This window comes from Bacteroides nordii (assembly GCF_019930665.1).
Lineage (GTDB): Bacteria > Bacteroidota > Bacteroidia > Bacteroidales > Bacteroidaceae > Bacteroides > Bacteroides nordii.
This window is the reverse complement of the sequence record NZ_CP082886.1, coordinates 4044982-4064248: the sequence shown is the minus strand read 5'-3', so window position 1 is coordinate 4064248 and position 19267 is coordinate 4044982. Positions and strand designations below refer to the sequence as shown.

Annotated in this window: 17 protein-coding genes and 5 tRNA genes; all 22 read left to right on the top strand. The window is 40.3% G+C overall.

Annotated elements, in window-relative coordinates; translation table 11 throughout:
• Window positions 1-3: 3 nt before the first annotated feature.
• The 22 genes from hpf to rplD all read left to right on the top strand — a co-directional run bounded on the left by hpf (window position 4) and on the right by rplD (window position 19257).
• Window positions 4-303 (top strand): ribosome hibernation-promoting factor, HPF/YfiA family, encoded by a 300-nt coding sequence (gene hpf / locus K8P02_RS16080; protein ID WP_002558088.1) that lies wholly within the window; start codon window positions 4-6, stop codon window positions 301-303.
• 96 nt (window positions 304-399) lie between these two features.
• Window positions 400-473 (top strand) — tRNA-Thr (locus K8P02_RS16075).
• Window positions 474-631: 158 nt separating this feature from the next.
• Window positions 632-714: transfer RNA gene (locus K8P02_RS16070), tRNA-Tyr, on the top strand.
• Between the two features lie 34 nt (window positions 715-748).
• Window positions 749-821 (top strand) — tRNA-Gly (locus K8P02_RS16065).
• A gap of 12 nt (window positions 822-833) precedes the next feature.
• A tRNA-Thr gene (locus K8P02_RS16060) sits at window positions 834-905 on the top strand.
• A gap of 52 nt (window positions 906-957) precedes the next feature.
• A complete protein-coding gene (gene tuf / locus K8P02_RS16055) occupies window positions 958-2142 on the top strand; it encodes an elongation factor Tu (RefSeq protein WP_007487391.1) in 1185 nt (394 codons plus the stop codon).
• Between the two features lie 54 nt (window positions 2143-2196).
• A tRNA-Trp gene (locus K8P02_RS16050) sits at window positions 2197-2269 on the top strand.
• 14 nt (window positions 2270-2283) lie between these two features.
• Entirely contained in the window at window positions 2284-2475 is a 192-nt protein-coding gene (gene secE / locus K8P02_RS16045; RefSeq protein ID WP_025866944.1) for a preprotein translocase subunit SecE, read from the top strand.
• A gap of 15 nt (window positions 2476-2490) precedes the next feature.
• The gene (gene nusG, locus K8P02_RS16040) at window positions 2491-3033 is read left to right on the top strand and encodes a transcription termination/antitermination protein NusG (RefSeq protein WP_002558086.1); all 543 of its coding nucleotides are present in this window, start codon (window positions 2491-2493) and stop codon (window positions 3031-3033) included.
• A 57-nt stretch (window positions 3034-3090) separates the two neighbouring features.
• Window positions 3091-3534, top strand: coding sequence for a 50S ribosomal protein L11 (rplK, locus tag K8P02_RS16035; protein WP_002558085.1), 444 nt, complete (start codon window positions 3091-3093; stop codon window positions 3532-3534).
• A gap of 15 nt (window positions 3535-3549) precedes the next feature.
• A complete protein-coding gene (gene rplA / locus K8P02_RS16030; RefSeq protein WP_002558084.1) occupies window positions 3550-4248 on the top strand; it encodes a 50S ribosomal protein L1 in 699 nt (232 codons plus the stop codon).
• Between the two features lie 15 nt (window positions 4249-4263).
• Entirely contained in the window at window positions 4264-4785 is a 522-nt protein-coding gene (rplJ, locus tag K8P02_RS16025; RefSeq protein WP_002558083.1) for a 50S ribosomal protein L10, read from the top strand.
• Window positions 4786-4879: 94 nt separating this feature from the next.
• Window positions 4880-5254, top strand: coding sequence for a 50S ribosomal protein L7/L12 (rplL, locus tag K8P02_RS16020; RefSeq protein WP_002558082.1), 375 nt, complete (start codon window positions 4880-4882; stop codon window positions 5252-5254).
• Between the two features lie 104 nt (window positions 5255-5358).
• A complete protein-coding gene (gene rpoB / locus K8P02_RS16015) occupies window positions 5359-9171 on the top strand; it encodes a DNA-directed RNA polymerase subunit beta (protein WP_002558081.1) in 3813 nt (1270 codons plus the stop codon).
• Window positions 9172-9285: 114 nt separating this feature from the next.
• Window positions 9286-13569: a DNA-directed RNA polymerase subunit beta' gene (rpoC, locus tag K8P02_RS16010; RefSeq protein ID WP_002558080.1), complete on the top strand. Its 4284-nt coding sequence runs from the start codon at window positions 9286-9288 to the stop codon at window positions 13567-13569.
• A gap of 380 nt (window positions 13570-13949) precedes the next feature.
• Window positions 13950-14255: a DUF3467 domain-containing protein gene (locus tag K8P02_RS16005; protein WP_002558079.1), complete on the top strand. Its 306-nt coding sequence runs from the start codon at window positions 13950-13952 to the stop codon at window positions 14253-14255.
• 135 nt (window positions 14256-14390) lie between these two features.
• Window positions 14391-14801, top strand: coding sequence for a 30S ribosomal protein S12 (gene rpsL, locus K8P02_RS16000; protein ID WP_002558078.1), 411 nt, complete (start codon window positions 14391-14393; stop codon window positions 14799-14801).
• A 145-nt stretch (window positions 14802-14946) separates the two neighbouring features.
• Window positions 14947-15423 (top strand): 30S ribosomal protein S7, encoded by a 477-nt coding sequence (gene rpsG / locus K8P02_RS15995; protein WP_002558077.1) that lies wholly within the window; start codon window positions 14947-14949, stop codon window positions 15421-15423.
• A 62-nt stretch (window positions 15424-15485) separates the two neighbouring features.
• On the top strand, window positions 15486-17603 hold the full coding sequence (gene fusA / locus K8P02_RS15990) for an elongation factor G (RefSeq protein ID WP_002558076.1): 2118 nt from the start codon (window positions 15486-15488) through the stop codon (window positions 17601-17603).
• Window positions 17604-17689: 86 nt separating this feature from the next.
• Entirely contained in the window at window positions 17690-17995 is a 306-nt protein-coding gene (gene rpsJ / locus K8P02_RS15985; RefSeq protein WP_002558075.1) for a 30S ribosomal protein S10, read from the top strand.
• A gap of 18 nt (window positions 17996-18013) precedes the next feature.
• Window positions 18014-18631, top strand: coding sequence for a 50S ribosomal protein L3 (gene rplC, locus K8P02_RS15980; protein WP_002558074.1), 618 nt, complete (start codon window positions 18014-18016; stop codon window positions 18629-18631).
• Window positions 18631-19257, top strand: a complete 627-nt coding sequence (gene rplD, locus K8P02_RS15975) for a 50S ribosomal protein L4 (RefSeq protein WP_002558073.1) — start codon at window positions 18631-18633, stop codon at window positions 19255-19257. Before rplC ends, rplD begins: the two co-directional genes overlap by 1 nt.
• Window positions 19258-19267 lie beyond the last annotated feature (10 nt).

The following is a 19267-nucleotide window of genomic DNA, read 5'->3' as shown; positions in this document are numbered from 1 at the left end:
AGTATGGAAATTAGAATTCAATCGATTCACTTTGATGCAACAGAACAATTGCAGGCTTTCATTCAGAAGAAAGTGTCTAAGTTGGAGAAATATTACGAAGATATAAAGAAAGTAGAGGTGTCATTAAAGGTAGTAAAACCAGAAACGGCAGAAAATAAGGAGGCCGGAGTGAAAGTGCTTGTTCCGAATGGGGAGTTTTATGCGAGTAAAATTTGCGATACATTTGAAGAGGCTATTGACGTGAGCGTGGAAGCTCTCGGAAAACAACTGGTTAAATACAAGGAAAAACAACGTAGTAAATAAAAAGTTCGCAAAAGTTTTGCGGGAAAGAAATAAATAACTAAATTTGCAGCCGTTTCGCTCGCGTTAGAACGTGACGGTTGCATTTTTTGAGTAGTTGCCTCTTTAGCTCAGTTGGCCAGAGCACGTGATTTGTAATCTCGGGGTCGTTGGTTCGAATCCGACAAGAGGCTCGAAGAAGTTGAGAGTTGAGAGTTCAAAGTTGAATGTTTTAAATAACTTTTATTGATGAACGACGAAATTGGAAACTTTGTTTAAATTGAAAAAAATGTTGATGTTGGATTTAATAAATTATATCGTAGTTTTTAACTCTCAACTTTCAACTAATTAAGGGCAAATACCAGAGTGGCCAAATGGGGCAGACTGTAAATCTGCTGTCTTTCGACTTCGGTGGTTCGAATCCATCTTTGCCCACAAACAAGAAGACAGAGTGTTAACTTTGGCAGACGCGGAAGTAGCTCAGTTGATAGAGCATTAGCCTTCCAAGCTGAGGGTCGCGGGTTTGAGCCCCGTCTTCCGCTCTCTTTTTTCTTGCTGTTATAGCTCAGTGGTAGAGCACTTCCTTGGTAAGGAAGAGGTCCCGGGTTCAAATCCCGGTAACAGCTCATAAAAGGATGTAAATGCTGATTATTAATCAAATAAATAACAAGTAAAGCTATGGCTAAAGAGAAATTTGAACGTACCAAACCGCACGTAAACATTGGTACAATCGGTCACGTAGACCACGGTAAGACAACGTTGACAGCTGCTATCACTACTGTGTTGGCTAAGAAAGGTCTTTCTGAATTGCGTTCTTTCGATTCTATCGATAACGCACCTGAAGAAAAAGAAAGAGGTATTACTATCAATACTTCTCACGTTGAATATCAAACAGCTAACCGTCACTATGCACACGTAGACTGTCCGGGTCACGCTGACTACGTAAAGAACATGGTAACTGGTGCTGCTCAGATGGATGGTGCTATTATCGTTTGTGCTGCAACTGATGGTCCGATGCCTCAGACTCGCGAACACATCCTGTTGGCTCGTCAGGTAAACGTACCTCGTTTGGTTGTGTTCTTGAACAAGTGCGATATGGTAGACGACGAAGAAATGTTGGAACTTGTTGAAATGGAAATGAGAGAGCTTCTTTCATTCTACGATTTCGATGGTGACAATACTCCTATCATCCGTGGTTCTGCTCTTGGCGCATTGAACGGTGTTGAAAAATGGGAAGATAAAGTTATGGAACTGATGGATGCAGTTGATAACTGGATTCCATTGCCTCCGCGTGATGTTGATAAACCTTTCTTGATGCCTGTAGAAGACGTGTTCTCTATTACAGGTCGTGGTACTGTAGCAACTGGTCGTATCGAAACTGGTGTTATCCATGTAGGTGACGAAGTTGAAATCCTTGGTTTGGGTGAAGATAAGAAATCTGTTGTAACTGGTGTTGAAATGTTCCGCAAATTGCTGGATCAGGGTGAAGCTGGTGATAACGTAGGTTTATTGCTCCGTGGCGTTGATAAGAATGAAATCAAACGTGGTATGGTTCTTTGTAAACCAGGTCAGATCAAACCTCACTCAAGATTTAAAGCAGAGGTTTATATCCTGAAGAAAGAAGAAGGTGGACGTCACACTCCATTCCACAACAAATATCGTCCTCAGTTCTATCTGCGTACTATGGACTGTACAGGTGAGATCACTCTTCCGGAAGGAACTGAAATGGTAATGCCGGGTGATAACGTAACTATCACTGTAGAATTGATCTATCCGGTAGCATTGAATCCGGGTCTTCGTTTCGCTATCCGCGAAGGTGGACGTACGGTAGGTGCTGGTCAGATTACTGAAATTCTTGACTAATATTAAATAAACATGATCAGTTCCCGGTGTAAATCGGGAACTGATCATGTACAAACGGGAGTAGCTCAGTTGGTAGAGCACCGGTCTCCAAAACCGGGTGTCGGGAGTTCGAGCCTCTCCTCCCGTGCTAATTTTTATAAGATGAAAAAAGTAGTAGCTTATATTAAAGAATCTTACGACGAACTTGTACATAAAGTATCGTGGCCTACGTATTCTGAATTGTCCAGTAATGCAGTTGCTGTTTTATATGCTTCCCTGATAATTGCACTGCTGGTGTTCTTGATGGATCTTTGTTTCCAGAATTTCATGGAGAAAATAATTTATCCACATTAAACAAAAGGAATGGTGATGTCTGAGATTGAAAAGAAATGGTATGTTTTGCGTGCCATTAGTGGAAAAGAAGCTAAGGTTAAAGAGTATCTTGAAGCTGATATCAAAAACAGCGACTTAGGCGAATATGTATCTCAGGTATTGATTCCTACCGAAAAAGTATATCAGGTTCGCAATGGTAAAAAAATTGTGAAAGAGAGAAGTTATCTCCCTGGTTACGTTTTGGTGGAGGCTGCTTTGGTAGGTGAGGTATCTCACCACTTGAGAAATACTCCTAATGTGATAGGTTTTTTGGGTGGCTCTGAAAAGCCGGTACCCCTTAGACAATCGGAAGTGAATCGTATACTTGGTACAGTGGATGAACTGCAGGAGACGGGAGAAGAGTTAAATATCCCATATGTTGTAGGTGAAACTGTAAAGGTTACTTTTGGTCCTTTCAGCGGATTCAGTGGCATCATTGAAGAGGTGAATAGTGAAAAAAAGAAACTGAAGGTCATGGTAAAGATATTCGGGCGCAAAACGCCGCTTGAATTAGGCTTTATGCAAGTGGAAAAAGAATAGTGCAGGTGTTACGCTGTAGTATTCTTCATTAATGTTTATATATAAATCAATTAAAAAATGGCTAAAGAAGTTGCTGGACTAATCAAATTACAGATTAAAGGAGGCGCTGCAAATCCATCACCTCCCGTTGGACCTGCACTGGGTTCTAAGGGAATTAATATCATGGAGTTTTGCAAGCAATTCAATGCCAGAACCCAGGACAAAGCAGGTAAAATTCTGCCTGTTATTATTACTTACTACGCAGATAAGTCTTTCGATTTTGTAATCAAGACTCCTCCCGTTGCTATTCAATTGCTTGAAGTAGCTAAGGTAAAGAGTGGTTCTGCTGAGCCTAACCGTAAGAAAGTTGCCGAATTAACTTGGGAACAGGTTCGTACGATTGCTCAGGACAAAATGGTTGACTTGAACTGTTTTACTGTGGAAGCTGCCATGAAGATGGTTGCAGGTACAGCTAGAAGTATGGGTATCGCTGTAAAAGGGGAGTTCCCGGTTAATAATTAATAAACTTCAATTGTAATGGGTAAACTGACAAAAAATCAAAAGTTAGCTGCAGGAAAAATTGAAGCAGGGAAAGCATACTCACTGAAAGAGGCTGCATCTTTGGTAAAGGAAATTACTTTTACTAAGTTTGATGCTTCATTAGATATTGATGTACGTTTAGGTGTTGATCCACGTAAAGCTAACCAGATGGTGAGAGGTGTTGTTTCACTTCCTCATGGTACTGGTAAAGAAGTTCGTGTGTTGGTACTATGTACACCGGATGCTGAAGCTGCTGCAAAAGAAGCGGGTGCTGACTATGTTGGTCTGGATGAATATATCGAAAAGATCAAAGGTGGATGGACTGATATTGATGTGATCATCACTATGCCATCTATCATGGGTAAAATTGGTGCACTCGGTCGTGTGCTTGGTCCTCGCGGATTGATGCCTAACCCGAAGAGTGGTACTGTAACTATGGATGTTGCTAAAGCTGTAAAAGAAGTAAAACAAGGTAAGATTGACTTTAAAGTTGATAAGAGTGGTATTGTTCATACTTCAATTGGTAAAGTTTCATTTGATGCAGAAAAGATTCGCGATAACGCAAAAGAATTTATTGCTACATTGAATAAATTGAAACCAACTGCAGCCAAGGGTACATATATTAAGAGTATTTATCTTTCTAGCACGATGAGTGCGGGTATCAAAATCGACCCGAAGACGGTAGAGGAAATCTAATAAAACGGAGGAATAATGAGAAAGGAAGATAAAAATACGATTATTGCGCATATCGCTGATACAGTAAAGGAATATGGTCACTTCTACTTGGTAGATGTAACAGCTATGAACGCTGCTGCTACAAGTAGCTTGAGAAGAGCTTGTTTCAAGGCTGACATCAAATTGATGGTGGTTAAGAATACATTGCTTCACAAAGCACTTGAATCTTTGGAAGAAGACTTTTCTCCTCTTTACAATTCTTTGACTGGCACTACTGCTGTAATGTTTAGTAACGTTGCTAATGTACCGGCTAAATTGATCAAAGACAAAGCTAAGGATGGAGTTCCTGGACTGAAAGCCGCTTATGCAGAAGAAAGCTTCTATGTTGGTGCTGACCAGTTGGATGCTCTCGTAGCTATCAAGAGTAAAAATGAAGTTATTGCTGACGTTATTGCCCTGTTGCAATCTCCGGCCAAGAATGTTATTTCTGCTCTTCAATCAGGTGGTAACACCCTTCACGGAGTTCTCAAAACTCTTGGTGAACGTACCGAAGCGTAAGTTTCAAAAAAGGGTCACTGACTGTGAAGGAAGTAAAGACCTGAATAATTTTTATAATCAACAAAGTAATTAAACAATTAAAATCATACAAAAAATGGCAGATTTGAAAGCTTTTGCAGAACAATTAGTTAACTTGACAGTAAAAGAAGTTAATGAACTTGCAACTATCCTTAAAGAAGAATACGGTATTGAACCTGCTGCTGCAGCTGTTGCTGTTGCTGCTGGTCCTGCAGCTGGTGCTGCTGCTGTAGAAGAAAAAACTTCTTTCGACGTAGTATTGAAAAGCGCTGGTGCAGCTAAACTTCAGGTTGTAAAGGCCGTTAAGGAAGCTTGTGGTCTTGGTTTGAAAGAAGCTAAGGACATGGTAGACGGTGCTCCTAGCGTAGTAAAAGAAGGTTTAGCTAAAGACGAAGCAGAATCATTGAAGAAAACATTGGAAGAAGCTGGAGCTGAAGTTGAACTTAAATAACATTAGCCTGGAAATCAGGTAATTCGGTTAAGAATCCTTCGCAAGAGGATTCTTAACCTTTTTGTGTATATATTTAAAATTAAGTTCTTCAAATTCATTGACAGATGTCTTCAAATACTGTAAATCAAAGAGTTAATTTTGCTTCGACTAAGAATCCGCTTGAATATCCGGATTTCCTGGAAGTACAATTGAAGTCATTCCAAGACTTTCTACAACTAGACACCCCGCCCGAAAAGCGTAAGAATGAGGGATTGTATAAAGTATTTGCTGAAAACTTCCCTATTGCCGATACAAGAAATAATTTTGTTCTTGAGTTTTTGGACTATTATATTGATCCGCCGCGCTATACCATTGATGATTGTATAGAGCGTGGGCTTACTTATAGTGTCCCTTTGAAAGCGAAACTCAAGCTTTACTGTACTGATCCTGACCATGAGGATTTTGATACAGTGATTCAGGATGTGTTTCTCGGTCCGATTCCCTACATGACTGACAAGGCGACTTTTGTCATCAATGGTGCCGAACGTGTAGTTGTGTCTCAGCTTCATCGTTCTCCGGGTGTATTCTTCGGTCAGAGTGTTCATGCTAACGGTACGAAATTATACTCGGCACGTATTATTCCATTCAAGGGTTCATGGATTGAGTTTGCTACCGACATCAATAATGTGATGTACGCATACATCGACCGAAAGAAAAAATTGCCTGTAACAACGCTGTTGAGAGCGATTGGCTTTGAAAATGATAAAGATATTCTTGAGATTTTTAACCTGGCAGAAGATGTAAAGGTAAATAAGACAAATCTTAAGAGAATCGTGGGTCGTAAGCTCGCTGCCCGTGTTTTGAAAACCTGGATTGAAGATTTTGTTGATGAAGATACTGGTGAAGTAGTTTCTATCGAGCGTAATGAGGTTATTATCGACCGTGAAACTGTCATTGAGGAAGAACATATCAATGAAATTATTGAATCGGGCGTTCAGAATATCCTGATCCATAAGGATGAACCGAATCAGTCTGATTACTCCATTATATATAATACGCTGCAGAAGGACCCGAGTAACTCGGAAAAAGAAGCGGTACTCTATATTTATCGTCAGTTGCGTAATGCAGACCCTGCCGATGATGCAAGTGCACGTGAGGTAATAAATAACCTGTTCTTCTCGGAAAAGAGATATGACCTTGGTGATGTAGGTCGTTATAGAATCAACAAAAAGTTGAATCTAACGACTGATATGGATGTACGTGTTCTTACCAAGGAAGATATCATTGAAATCATTAAATATCTGATTGAGTTGATTAACTCAAAAGCAGATGTGGATGATATTGACCACTTGAGCAATCGTCGTGTACGTACAGTAGGCGAGCAGCTGTCTAATCAGTTTGCTGTTGGTCTGGCTCGTATGTCACGTACTATTCGTGAACGTATGAACGTTCGTGATAACGAAGTGTTTACTCCGATTGATTTGATCAATGCGAAGACAATTTCTTCTGTTATTAATTCATTCTTCGGAACCAATGCTTTGTCACAGTTTATGGATCAGACAAACCCGCTGGCTGAGATTACTCACAAGCGTCGTATGTCTGCACTGGGTCCGGGTGGTCTTTCTCGTGAACGTGCCGGATTTGAGGTTCGTGACGTTCATTACACACACTATGGTCGTCTTTGTCCGATTGAAACCCCGGAAGGACCGAATATCGGTTTGATTTCGTCGTTGTGTGTATTTGCAAAAATTAATGATCTCGGATTCATCGAAACCCCATATCGTAAGGTAGAGAATGCTAAGGTAGATCTTTCTGATAATGGTTTGATTTATCTGACTGCAGAAGAAGAAGAAGGTAAGGTCATTGCGCAGGGTAATGCTCCGTTGAATGATGATGGAACATTTATTCGTAACAAAGTAAAATCTCGTCAGGATGCTGATTTCCCGGTTGTGGAACCTGCTGAAGTAGAGTTGATGGATGTTTCTCCTCAGCAGATTGCTTCTATCGCAGCTTCTTTGATTCCGTTTCTGGAACACGACGATGCTAACCGTGCATTGATGGGATCAAACATGATGCGTCAGGCAGTTCCTTTGTTGAGAAGTGAAGCTCCTATTGTAGGTACTGGTATCGAACGTCAGCTGGTTAGAGACTCACGTACGCAGATAACTGCGGAAGGTGATGGTGTAATTGATTATGTTGATGCTACTACCATTCGTATTTTGTATGATCGTACTGAAGACGAGGAATTTGTAAGCTTTGAATCAGCTCTGAAGGAATATAGAATTCCTAAATTCCGTAAGACCAACCAAAATATGACAATTGACCTTCGTCCGATCTGTAATAGAGGTGATCGGGTAACAAAAGGTCAAATCTTGACAGAAGGTTATTCTACTGAAAATGGTGAATTGGCATTGGGTAAGAATTTGCTCGTTGCATATATGCCATGGAAGGGATATAACTATGAAGATGCTATTGTATTGAACGAACGTGTTGTTCGTGAGGACTTGCTCACTTCTGTACATGTTGAAGAATACTCGTTAGAGGTTCGCGAAACAAAACGCGGAATGGAAGAATTGACTTCTGATATTCCTAATGTAAGTGAAGAAGCCACTAAAGACCTTGATGAAAACGGTATTGTGCGTATTGGCGCGCGTATTCAGCCGGGAGATATCATGATTGGTAAAATCACTCCGAAGGGTGAGTCTGATCCTTCGCCGGAGGAGAAATTGCTTCGTGCTATCTTTGGTGATAAAGCCGGTGATGTGAAAGATGCTTCTTTGAAAGCTTCTCCTTCATTGAAGGGGGTGGTTATTGACAAGAAACTCTTCTCACGTGTAATCAAGAACCGTAGTTCTAAGTTGGCGGATAAAGCTTTGCTTCCGAAGATAGATGATGAGTTTGAAGGAAAAGCTTCAGATTTGAAACGTATTCTTGTGAAGAAACTAATGACGTTGACTGAAGGTAAAGTTTCACAAGGGGTAAAGGATTATTTGGGAGCTGAAGTTATTGCAAAGGGTTCCAAATTTAATGTATCTGATTTTGATTCGCTCGACTTTACATCTATCCAGTTAAGTAATTGGACGAATGATGAACATATCAATGGTATGATTCGTGATTTGGTGATGAACTATATCAAGAAGTATAAAGAGCTTGATGCAGAATTGAAGCGTAAGAAGTTTGCTATCACTATTGGTGATGAACTTCCTGCAGGTATCATTCAGATGGCGAAAGTATATATTGCTAAAAAACGTAAGATCGGTGTTGGTGATAAGATGGCAGGTCGTCACGGTAACAAAGGTATTGTTTCCCGTGTTGTTCGTCAGGAAGATATGCCGTTCCTTGAAGATGGAACTCCGGTTGATATTGTTTTGAACCCATTGGGTGTGCCTTCACGTATGAACATCGGACAGATTTTTGAAGCTGTTCTTGGTCGTGCTGGAAAGACGCTCGGCGTTAAGTTTGCCACTCCTATTTTCGATGGTGCTACCATGGAAGATCTGGATCAGTGGACAGACAAGGCAGGGTTGCCACGTTATTGTAAGACTTATCTTTGCGATGGTGGTACGGGTGAGAAATTTGACCAGGCAGCAACTGTGGGGGTAACCTATATGTTGAAATTGGGACACATGGTTGAAGATAAAATGCATGCTCGTTCTATCGGTCCGTACTCACTTATTACTCAGCAGCCACTTGGTGGTAAAGCTCAGTTTGGTGGTCAGCGTTTCGGAGAAATGGAGGTTTGGGCACTCGAAGGTTTCGGTGCTGCACACATTCTTCAGGAAATATTAACAATTAAATCAGATGATGTTGTGGGACGTTCTAAAGCTTACGAAGCAATCGTTAAGGGTGAACCTATGCCACAACCTGGTATCCCGGAATCTCTAAATGTGTTGTTGCACGAATTGAGAGGTTTGGGACTAAGTATTAATCTGGAATAATTATTTTAGTTGAAAGTTGATAATTGAAAGTTGAAAGTTTTATTACTCTCTGCTTTCAATTATCAAACTTCAACTTTCGACTTTTAACTTTCAATTTTCAACTAATATAAGAGTATGGCTTTTAGAAAAGAAAATAAGACGAAGAGCAATTTCTCGAAAATCTCTATCGGTTTGGCTTCTCCGGAAGAAATCTTAGAGAATTCGAGTGGTGAAGTATTAAAGCCTGAAACCATTAATTATCGTACTTACAAGCCTGAACGTGACGGTTTGTTTTGTGAGCGTATCTTTGGTCCTATTAAGGATTATGAGTGCCATTGCGGTAAGTATAAACGTATCCGTTATAAAGGTATCGTCTGCGACCGTTGTGGTGTAGAAGTTACTGAAAAGAAAGTACGTCGTGAACGTATGGGACATATTCAGCTGGTAGTGCCGGTGGCACACATCTGGTATTTCCGTTCACTTCCTAATAAGATCGGTTACTTGTTGGGTTTGCCTACCAAGAAGCTGGATTCTATTATTTATTACGAGCGTTACGTTGTGATTCAGCCAGGTGTTAAAGCTGAAGACGGTGTAGCTGAATTTGATTTGCTTTCAGAAGAAGAATATCTGGATATTCTGGATACACTTCCGAAAGATAATCAGTATCTGGAAGATACAGATCCGAATAAGTTTATTGCTAAGATGGGTGCAGAGGCTATTTATGATCTTCTGGCACGTCTTGACCTGGATGCATTATCATACGAGTTGCGTCATCGCGCCGGAAATGATGCTTCACAGCAGCGTAAAAATGAGGCTCTGAAACGTTTGCAGGTAGTGGAGTCCTTCCGTGCATCTCGTGGACGTAATAAGCCGGAATGGATGATCGTGCGTATTGTACCGGTTATTCCTCCTGAACTTCGCCCATTAGTACCGTTGGATGGTGGTCGTTTTGCTACATCGGATTTGAACGACCTTTATCGTCGCGTAATTATCCGTAACAATCGTTTGAAACGTTTGATTGAAATCAAGGCTCCGGAAGTAATTTTACGTAATGAAAAACGTATGCTTCAGGAATCTGTTGATTCATTGTTTGATAACTCACGTAAATCAAGTGCTGTTAAGACGGATGCTAATCGTCCATTGAAATCATTATCTGATAGTTTGAAAGGTAAACAGGGACGTTTTCGTCAAAACTTACTTGGTAAACGTGTTGACTATTCAGCTCGTTCGGTTATCGTTGTAGGTCCTGAGTTGAAAATGGGTGAGTGTGGTATTCCTAAATTGATGGCTGCCGAACTTTATAAACCGTTTATCATTCGTAAGTTGATCGAACGCGGCATTGTGAAGACTGTGAAATCAGCGAAGAAGATTGTAGACCGTAAGGAACCTGTGATCTGGGATATTCTTGAGCATGTAATGAAAGGACACCCTGTGCTGTTGAACCGTGCACCGACTCTTCACCGTTTGGGTATTCAGGCTTTTCAGCCGAAGATGATCGAAGGTAAAGCTATTCAGTTGCATCCACTTGCTTGTACGGCGTTCAATGCAGATTTTGATGGTGACCAGATGGCTGTGCACTTGCCTTTGAGTAATGAAGCTATTCTTGAAGCACAAATGTTGATGCTTCAGTCGCATAATATTTTGAATCCGGCTAATGGTGCTCCTATTACGGTACCTGCACAGGATATGGTACTTGGTTTGTATTACATAACTAAGTTGCGTACGGGAGCTAAAGGGGAAGGTTTGACTTTCTATGGTCCGGAAGAAGCATTGATTGCTTACAATGAAGGTAAGGTTGATATTCATGCCCCGGTGAAAGTAATCGTAAAGGATGTTGACGAAAACGGTAATATTATAGATGTGATGCGTGAGACTTCGGTTGGGCGTGTTATTGTTAACGAGATTGTTCCACCTGAAGCTGGTTATATTAATACCATTATCTCTAAAAAATCACTCCGTGACATCATTAGTGATGTAATTAAGGTATGCGGTGTGGCGAAAGCTGCTGATTTCCTTGATGGAATTAAAAATCTTGGTTACCAGATGGCCTTTAAGGGTGGTTTGTCATTTAACTTAGGTGATATTATTATCCCGAAAGAGAAAGAGGTATTGGTTCAAAAAGGATATGACGAAGTAGAGCAGGTGATCAACAACTATAATATGGGTTTCATCACCAATAATGAACGTTATAATCAGGTGATCGATATCTGGACACATGTTAACTCAGAACTGTCAAACATTTTGATGAAGACTATTTCTTCAGATGACCAAGGTTTTAATTCTGTATATATGATGCTTGACTCTGGTGCGCGTGGTTCTAAAGAACAGATTCGTCAGCTGTCAGGTATGCGTGGTTTGATGGCTAAACCGCAGAAGGCTGGTGCAGAGGGCGGACAGATTATTGAAAACCCAATCTTATCGAACTTTAAAGAAGGACTTTCGGTGTTGGAGTATTTTATTTCTACCCATGGTGCTCGTAAAGGTTTGGCTGATACTGCGTTAAAGACTGCCGATGCAGGATATCTGACTCGTCGTCTGGTGGACGTTTCACATGATGTGATTATTAATGAAGAGGACTGTGGTACACTTCGTGGACTGGTTTGTACAGACTTGAAGAATAACGATGAAGTTATTGCAACTCTATATGAACGTATTCTTGGCCGTGTATCCGTACATGATATTATCCATCCTACAACAGGTGAATTGCTTGTTTCAGGTGGGGAAGAAATAACAGAAGACATTGCTAAGAAGATTCAGGAATCTCCGATTGAGAGTGTTGAAATCCGTTCGGTATTGACTTGTGAATCTAAAAAAGGTGTATGTGCTAAGTGTTACGGACGTAATCTTGCAACCAGCCGTATGGTTCAAAAAGGCGAGGCTGTTGGTGTAATCGCTGCCCAGTCAATTGGTGAACCGGGTACACAGCTGACTTTGCGTACCTTCCATGCCGGTGGTACTGCTGCTAATATTGCAGCCAATGCAAGTATTGTAGCTAAGAATGCAGCTCGTCTGGAGTTTGAAGAACTCCGTACTGTAGACGTTGTTGATGAAACCGGTGAAGCTGCGAAAGTAGTAGTAGGTCGTTTGGCTGAAGTGCGTTTCGTGGATGTTAATACGAATATAGTTTTGTCTACTCACAATGTACCTTATGGCTCTACATTGTATGTGGCTGATGGAGAAGTGGTTGAGAAAGGTAAGCTTATTGCTAAGTGGGATCCGTTCAACGCTGTTATTATCACTGAGGCTACTGGTAAGATTGAATTTGAGAGTGTTGTTGAGAATGTCACTTATAAGGTTGAATCGGATGAAGCAACCGGACTTCGTGAAATTATCATTATAGAGTCTAAAGACAAGACGAAGGTACCTTCTGTTCATATTCTTACTGAAGACGGTGATTTGATACGTACTTACAACTTGCCTGTGGGTGGACACGTTATCATTGAGAATGGCCAGAAGGTGAAAGCCGGTGAGGTTATTGTGAAGATACCGCGTGCGGTAGGTAAGGCTGGTGATATCACTGGTGGTCTTCCTCGTGTTACTGAACTGTTCGAAGCACGTAATCCGTCGAATCCGGCTGTTGTATCGGAAATTGATGGTGAGGTTACTATGGGTAAAATTAAACGTGGTAATCGTGAAATTGTGGTTACATCCAAAACCGGTGAGGTTAAAAAATATCTGGTTAACTTATCTAAGCAGATTCTGGTGCAGGAGAATGACTATGTTCGTGCTGGTACTCCGTTGTCAGATGGTGCTACTACTCCAGCTGATATTTTGGCTATTAAAGGTCCGACAGCAGTACAGGAATATATTGTGAATGAAGTTCAGGATGTATACCGTTTGCAAGGTGTGAAAATTAACGATAAACACTTTGAAATTATTGTTCGTCAGATGATGCGTAAAGTTGAAATTGACGAACCGGGAGATACTCGTTTCCTTGAACAGCAGGTTGTTGACAAACTTGAGTTTATGGAAGAGAATGATCGTATCTGGGGCAAAAAGGTTGTTGTAGATGCTGGTGATTCTCAGACAATGCAGCCAGGACAGATTGTAACTGCACGTAAGCTGCGTGATGAAAATAGTATGCTGAAACGCCGTGACTTGAAGCCAGTTGAAGTACGTGATGCTATTGCTGCTACTTCTACTCAGATTCTTCAGGGTATTACACGTGCCGCTTTGCAAACTTCCAGCTTTATGTCAGCCGCATCTTTCCAGGAAACAACGAAAGTATTGAATGAAGCTGCTATAAATGGCAAGATTGATAAGCTTGAAGGTATGAAGGAAAATGTGATTTGTGGTCATTTAATTCCTGCCGGTACAGGTCAGCGTGAGTTTGATAAGGTTATTGTTGGTTCAAAGGAAGAGTATGATCGTATCTTAGCTAATAAGAAAACGGTACTTGATTATAATGAAGTAGAATAATACAATTCAATTGACTATAGTAAAGAGGAGTGATTGCCATAAAGGTAATTGCTCCTTTTTTGTATTTTGGTTTTGAATGTTTCAGTAAGATTTGTTTTGAGTAGTTCTATCTTTCTGGGTAGTGGCTGTGATTTAATCTGGATTTTTTCAAAACTTTCTTTAATTTGTTGCAGGTAAATTTATAATCTGGAAATAACAGGATAAAATCTTTGCTTCCTATTCGGATTATTGTAAATTTGTAAAGAGAAATAGAATCTTTTAATAGGAAAACATCCGTCTTCCGGTTATGAAATGCCTCCTTCTTTCTTATGACAAAGAGACTGAATAATTTTTGCTGGTAGACTTAGAATATATATTTAATTTTATAACATTGTTGAAACATGGAAGAACAGAATCCTAACAATCAATTACAGATTGAGTTAAAAGAAGATGTTGCACAGGGAACCTATGCTAACTTGGCTATTATTACTCATTCCAGTTCGGAATTTATACTTGATTTTATACGAGTTATGCCGGGAGTACCTAAGGCTGGTGTTCAGTCGCGGATTATTTTAGCACCTGAACATGCCAAGCGCTTGCTTCGTGCTTTGGAAGAAAATATTGCAAAATATGAACGTGTGTTTGGACCTGTACGATTGGCTGATGAACAATCTTTACCTCCAATGGCTGTAAAAGGTGAAGCCTGAGAGTAATATAAAGGGTTAAAAATGAAAAAAAAGAGGTAGTGCATTGATTATTCAAATATTATTCGTATTTTTGCAGCCCAAAATGTATAGTTACGAAATTAATATAACAATAATATAAATTAAAAACAATTTGAAATGCCTACAATTCAGCAATTAGTAAGAAAAGGACGCGAAGTGCTGGTGGAGAAAAGTAAATCTCCGGCCCTCGATTCATGTCCTCAAAGACGTGGCGTTTGCGTGAGAGTGTATACAACCACTCCGAAGAAACCTAACTCTGCAATGCGTAAAGTTGCCCGTGTACGTTTGACTAACCAAAAAGAGGTTAACTCATACATTCCGGGAGAAGGACACAACTTGCAGGAACACTCAATCGTATTGGTACGCGGTGGACGTGTAAAAGACCTTCCGGGTGTGCGTTATCATATCGTTCGTGGAACCCTTGATACAGCAGGTGTAGCCGGACGTACTCAAAGACGTTCTAAGTATGGTGCTAAACGTCCGAAACCGGGACAAGCTGCAGCTCCTGCAAAGGGAAAGAAAAAATAAATCGATCTAAGATCAACTATTTAAAGTAATAACTTTCGTTTTAGTTTGTTGGAATAAGCTATAAAGGTTGAGTAAATTTTCCGGTGGGAGAATTGAAGATGTCAAGAATAGACAACCAAAAACAAAAACATTATTTTTCAAACAAATGAGAAAAGCTAAACCCAAAAAACGCGTTATCCTTCCGGATCCCGTGTACAATGACCAAAAGGTTTCAAAATTCGTAAATCACTTGATGTATGATGGAAAGAAAAATACATCTTACGAAATTTTTTACGCTGCTTTAGAAACAGTTAAAACAAAACTTCCTAACGAGGAAAAATCTGCTCTTGAAATTTGGAAAAAAGCGTTGGATAACGTGACTCCGCAAGTGGAAGTTAAGTCTCGCCGTGTAGGTGGTGCTACTTTCCAGGTTCCTACAGAAATTCGCCCGGATCGTAAAGAGTCTATCTCAATGAAGAATCTGATTCTTTTTGCTCGTAAAAGAGGTGGTAAATCAATGGCTGATAAATTGGCTGCCGAAATCATGGATGCATTCAATGAGCAAGGTGGTGCTTACAAACGTAAAGAAGATATGCACAGAATGGCGGAAGCTAACCGTGCGTTCGCTCATTTCAGATTCTAATGCACCCTTGTGTTGAGGATGTCAAAATGAGATTAAAAACTAAAAAGTAAAGGAAGAAGAAAATGGCTAAGAATGATTTACATTTAACTCGTAATATCGGTATCATGGCTCACATCGATGCCGGAAAAACTACTACTTCTGAACGTATCCTGTTCTATACCGGATTGACTCACAAAATTGGTGAGGTACATGATGGCGCTGCTACAATGGACTGGATGGCTCAGGAGCAGGAACGTGGTATCACTATTACATCTGCTGCTACAACTACAAGATGGAAATATGCTGATAATACGTATAAAATCAACTTGATTGATACTCCGGGACACGTAGACTTTACTGCTGAAGTAGAGCGTTCATTGCGTGTACTTGATGGCGCTGTAGCTGCTTACTGTGCAGTAGGTGGTGTGGAGCCTCAGTCGGAAACAGTATGGCGTCAGGCTGATAAATATAATGTACCACGTATTGCATATGTGAATAAAATGGACCGTTCTGGTGCTAACTTCTTTGATGTAGTGAGCCAGATGAAATCTGTTTTGGGGGCTAATCCGTGTCCGGTTGTTATTCCTATCGGAGCAGAAGAGTCTTTCAAAGGCTTGGTAGATCTTATTAAGATGAAAGCGATCTATTGGCATGATGAGACAATGGGCGCTGATTATACAGTAGAAGAAATACCGGCTAACCTTGTAGATGAAGCTCAGGAGTGGAGAGATAAAATGTTGGAAAAGGTAGCAGAGTTTGATGATGCTTTGATGGAGAAATATTTCGATGATCCTTCTACTATTACAGAAGAAGAAATATTGAGAGCTCTTCGCAACGCAACCGTTCAGATGGCTGTTGTGCCTATGCTTTGTGGCTCTTCATTTAAGAATAAAGGTGTACAAACATTGTTGGATTATGTTTGTGCTTTCTTGCCTTCTCCTTTGGATACAGAGAATGTAATTGGCACAAATCCTAATACTGGTGCTGAAGAAGATCGTAAACCAAGTGAAGATGAAAAAACTTCGGCTTTGGCATTTAAGATTGCAACAGACCCGTACGTAGGTCGTTTAACTTTCTTCCGTGTGTATTCAGGTAAAATTGAAGCAGGTTCTTACATTTATAACTCTCGTTCTGGAAAGAAAGAGCGTGTTTCTCGTTTGTTCCAGATGCATTCTAATAAGCAGAATCCTGTAGAGGTAATTGGCGCTGGTGATATTGGTGCTGGTGTAGGTTTTAAAGATATTCACACTGGTGATACATTGTGTGATGAAACAGCTCCTATTGTACTTGAATCTATGGATTTCCCAGAACCGGTAATTGGTATTGCGGTAGAGCCTAAGACTCAGAAAGATATGGATAAACTTTCTAATGGATTGGCAAAATTGGCTGAAGAAGATCCTACATTTACAGTGAAAACTGACGAACAAACAGGACAGACGGTTATTTCTGGTATGGGTGAGCTTCACTTGGATATTATTATTGACCGTTTGAAACGTGAGTTTAAAGTAGAATGTAATCAGGGCAAACCTCAGGTGAACTACAAAGAGGCAATCACTAAAACGGTTAACTTGCGTGAAGTTTATAAGAAACAGTCTGGTGGTCGTGGTAAGTTTGCAGATATCATTGTTAACATTGGCCCGGTAGACGAAAGTTTTGTAGAAGGTGGCTTGCAGTTTGTTGACGAAGTCAAGGGAGGTAATATTCCTAAGGAGTTTATTCCTTCAGTACAGAAAGGTTTTGCAACTGCAATGAAAAATGGTGTATTGGCAGGTTATCCGCTTGATTCACTGAAAGTAACTTTGATTGATGGTTCGTTCCACCCGGTTGACTCAGATCAGTTGTCATTTGAAATCTGTGCTATTCAGGCATATAAAAATGCATGTGCTAAAGCAGGTCCTGTTTTAATGGAACCTATAATGAAACTAGAGGTTGTAACTCCTGAAGAAAATATGGGTGATGTTATTGGTGACTTGAATAAGCGCCGTGGTCAGGTTGAAGGTATGGAATCAAGCCGTTCAGGTGCCCGTATCGTTAAGGCAATGGTTCCGTTGGCAGAGATGTTTGGTTACGTAACAGCGTTGCGTACTATTACTTCTGGTCGCGCAACCTCATCAATGGTGTACTCTCATCACTCTCAGGTTTCTAACTCTATTGCTAAGGCAGTATTGGAAGAAGTGAAAGGACGTGCTGATCTACTCTAATAAAATATCTGAAGCAGCAGGCTAGCGAATGACTCTTAGCCTGCCGCTTTATCTTATTTATATATTTATTAATTACAAAAAAAGCAATGAGTCAGAAAATTAGAATTAAACTAAAATCTTATGACCACAACTTGGTTGACAAATCAGCTGAGAAGATCGTGAGAACAGTGAAGGCTACAGGTGCTATTGTTAGCGGTCCTATACCCCTTCCTACGCACAAGCGTATTTTTACTGTGAACCGTTCGACTTTCGTTAATAAGAAGTCTCGTGAACAGTTCGAACTCTCTTCTTATAAGAGATTGATCGATATCTATAGTTCAACAGCTAAGACTGTAGATGCTCTGATGAAGTTAGAGTTACCGAGTGGTGTAGAAGTAGAAATTAAAGTTTGATAATTAAAATTTAGTGAAATGCCAGGATTATTAGGAAAAAAAATCGGAATGACATCCGTTTTCAGTGCTGATGGTAAAAATGTACCATGCACTGTTATCGAAGCAGGTCCTTGTGTTGTTACTCAGGTTAAGACCGTAGAAAAAGATGGCTATAAAGCTGTTCAGTTGGGTTTCCAGGATAAAAAGGAAAAACATACAACTAAGCCGTTGATGGGTCACTTTAAAAGAGCTGGAGTAACACCGAAGAGACACTTGGCCGAGTTCAAAGAGTTTGAAAATGAGTTAAATCTGGGTGATGCAGTTACTGTAGAGATGTTCGAAGGCGTAGAATTTGTTGATGTTGTTGGAACTTCTAAAGGTAAAGGTTTCCAAGGCGTTGTTAAAAGACATGGCTTTGGTGGTGTAGGTCAGGCTACTCATGGTCAGCACAATCGTGCCCGTAAACCGGGATCTATCGGTGCTTGTTCTTACCCGGCAAAAGTATTCAAAGGAATGCGTATGGGTGGACAAATGGGTGGTGACAGAGTTACCGTTCAAAACTTGCAGGTATTAAAAGTAATCGCGGAACACAACCTTCTTTTGATTAAAGGTTCTGTCCCTGGTTGCAAAGGTTCAATCGTAATAATTGAGAAATAATGGAAGTTAACGTATATAACATTAAAGGTGAAGACACTGGGAGAAAGGTTACGTTAAACGAATCTATCTTCGGAATTGAGCCCAATGACCACGCTATCTATTTGGACGTAAAGCAATTTATGGCTAACCAGCGTCAGGGTACTCATAAGTCAAAAGAAAGAAGTGAGATCAGTGGTTCTACTCGTAAGATCGGTCGCCAAAAAGGTGGCGGTGGTGCGCGTCGTGGTGACATGAACTCTCCGGTACTTGTTGGTGGTGGACGTGTATTTGGACCAAAACCAAGAGACTACTATTTCAAGTTGAATAAAAAAGTTAAGACATTGGCTCGTAAGTCAGCTTTGTCTTATAAAGCGCAGAACAATGCAATTGTTATTGTTGAAGACTTCGTTTTTGAAGCTCCTAAGACAAAGGATTTCATTGCTTTGACAAAAAATCTTAAAGTTTCTGATAAAAAGCTGCTTATGATTTTACCAGAAGCAAATAAAAACGTATATTTGTCAGCTCGTAACGTGGAGAAAGCTAATGTGCAGACTATCTCAGGATTAAATACTTACAGAGTATTGAATGCTGGGGTTGTTGTACTTACTGAAAACTCTTTGAAGGCTATTGACAATATCTTAATTTAAAAAGGAGGCT

Bases quoted from the DNA above. Each gene is read 5' to 3' on its own strand.
- hpf (WP_002558088.1), top strand. From the start codon at position 4: ATGGAAATTAGAATTCAATCGATTCACTTTGATGCAACAGAACAATTG.
- tuf (WP_007487391.1), top strand. From the start codon at position 958: ATGGCTAAAGAGAAATTTGAACGTACCAAACCGCACGTAAACATTGGT.
- secE (WP_025866944.1), top strand. From the start codon at position 2,284: ATGAAAAAAGTAGTAGCTTATATTAAAGAATCTTACGACGAACTTGTA.
- nusG (WP_002558086.1), top strand. From the start codon at position 2,491: ATGTCTGAGATTGAAAAGAAATGGTATGTTTTGCGTGCCATTAGTGGA.
- rplK (WP_002558085.1), top strand. From the start codon at position 3,091: ATGGCTAAAGAAGTTGCTGGACTAATCAAATTACAGATTAAAGGAGGC.
- rplA (WP_002558084.1), top strand. From the start codon at position 3,550: ATGGGTAAACTGACAAAAAATCAAAAGTTAGCTGCAGGAAAAATTGAA.
- rplJ (WP_002558083.1), top strand. From the start codon at position 4,264: ATGAGAAAGGAAGATAAAAATACGATTATTGCGCATATCGCTGATACA.
- rplL (WP_002558082.1), top strand. From the start codon at position 4,880: ATGGCAGATTTGAAAGCTTTTGCAGAACAATTAGTTAACTTGACAGTA.
- rpoB (WP_002558081.1), top strand. From the start codon at position 5,359: ATGTCTTCAAATACTGTAAATCAAAGAGTTAATTTTGCTTCGACTAAG.
- rpoC (WP_002558080.1), top strand. From the start codon at position 9,286: ATGGCTTTTAGAAAAGAAAATAAGACGAAGAGCAATTTCTCGAAAATC.
- K8P02_RS16005 (WP_002558079.1), top strand. From the start codon at position 13,950: ATGGAAGAACAGAATCCTAACAATCAATTACAGATTGAGTTAAAAGAA.
- rpsL (WP_002558078.1), top strand. From the start codon at position 14,391: ATGCCTACAATTCAGCAATTAGTAAGAAAAGGACGCGAAGTGCTGGTG.
- rpsG (WP_002558077.1), top strand. From the start codon at position 14,947: ATGAGAAAAGCTAAACCCAAAAAACGCGTTATCCTTCCGGATCCCGTG.
- fusA (WP_002558076.1), top strand. From the start codon at position 15,486: ATGGCTAAGAATGATTTACATTTAACTCGTAATATCGGTATCATGGCT.
- rpsJ (WP_002558075.1), top strand. From the start codon at position 17,690: ATGAGTCAGAAAATTAGAATTAAACTAAAATCTTATGACCACAACTTG.
- rplC (WP_002558074.1), top strand. From the start codon at position 18,014: ATGCCAGGATTATTAGGAAAAAAAATCGGAATGACATCCGTTTTCAGT.
- rplD (WP_002558073.1), top strand. From the start codon at position 18,631: ATGGAAGTTAACGTATATAACATTAAAGGTGAAGACACTGGGAGAAAG.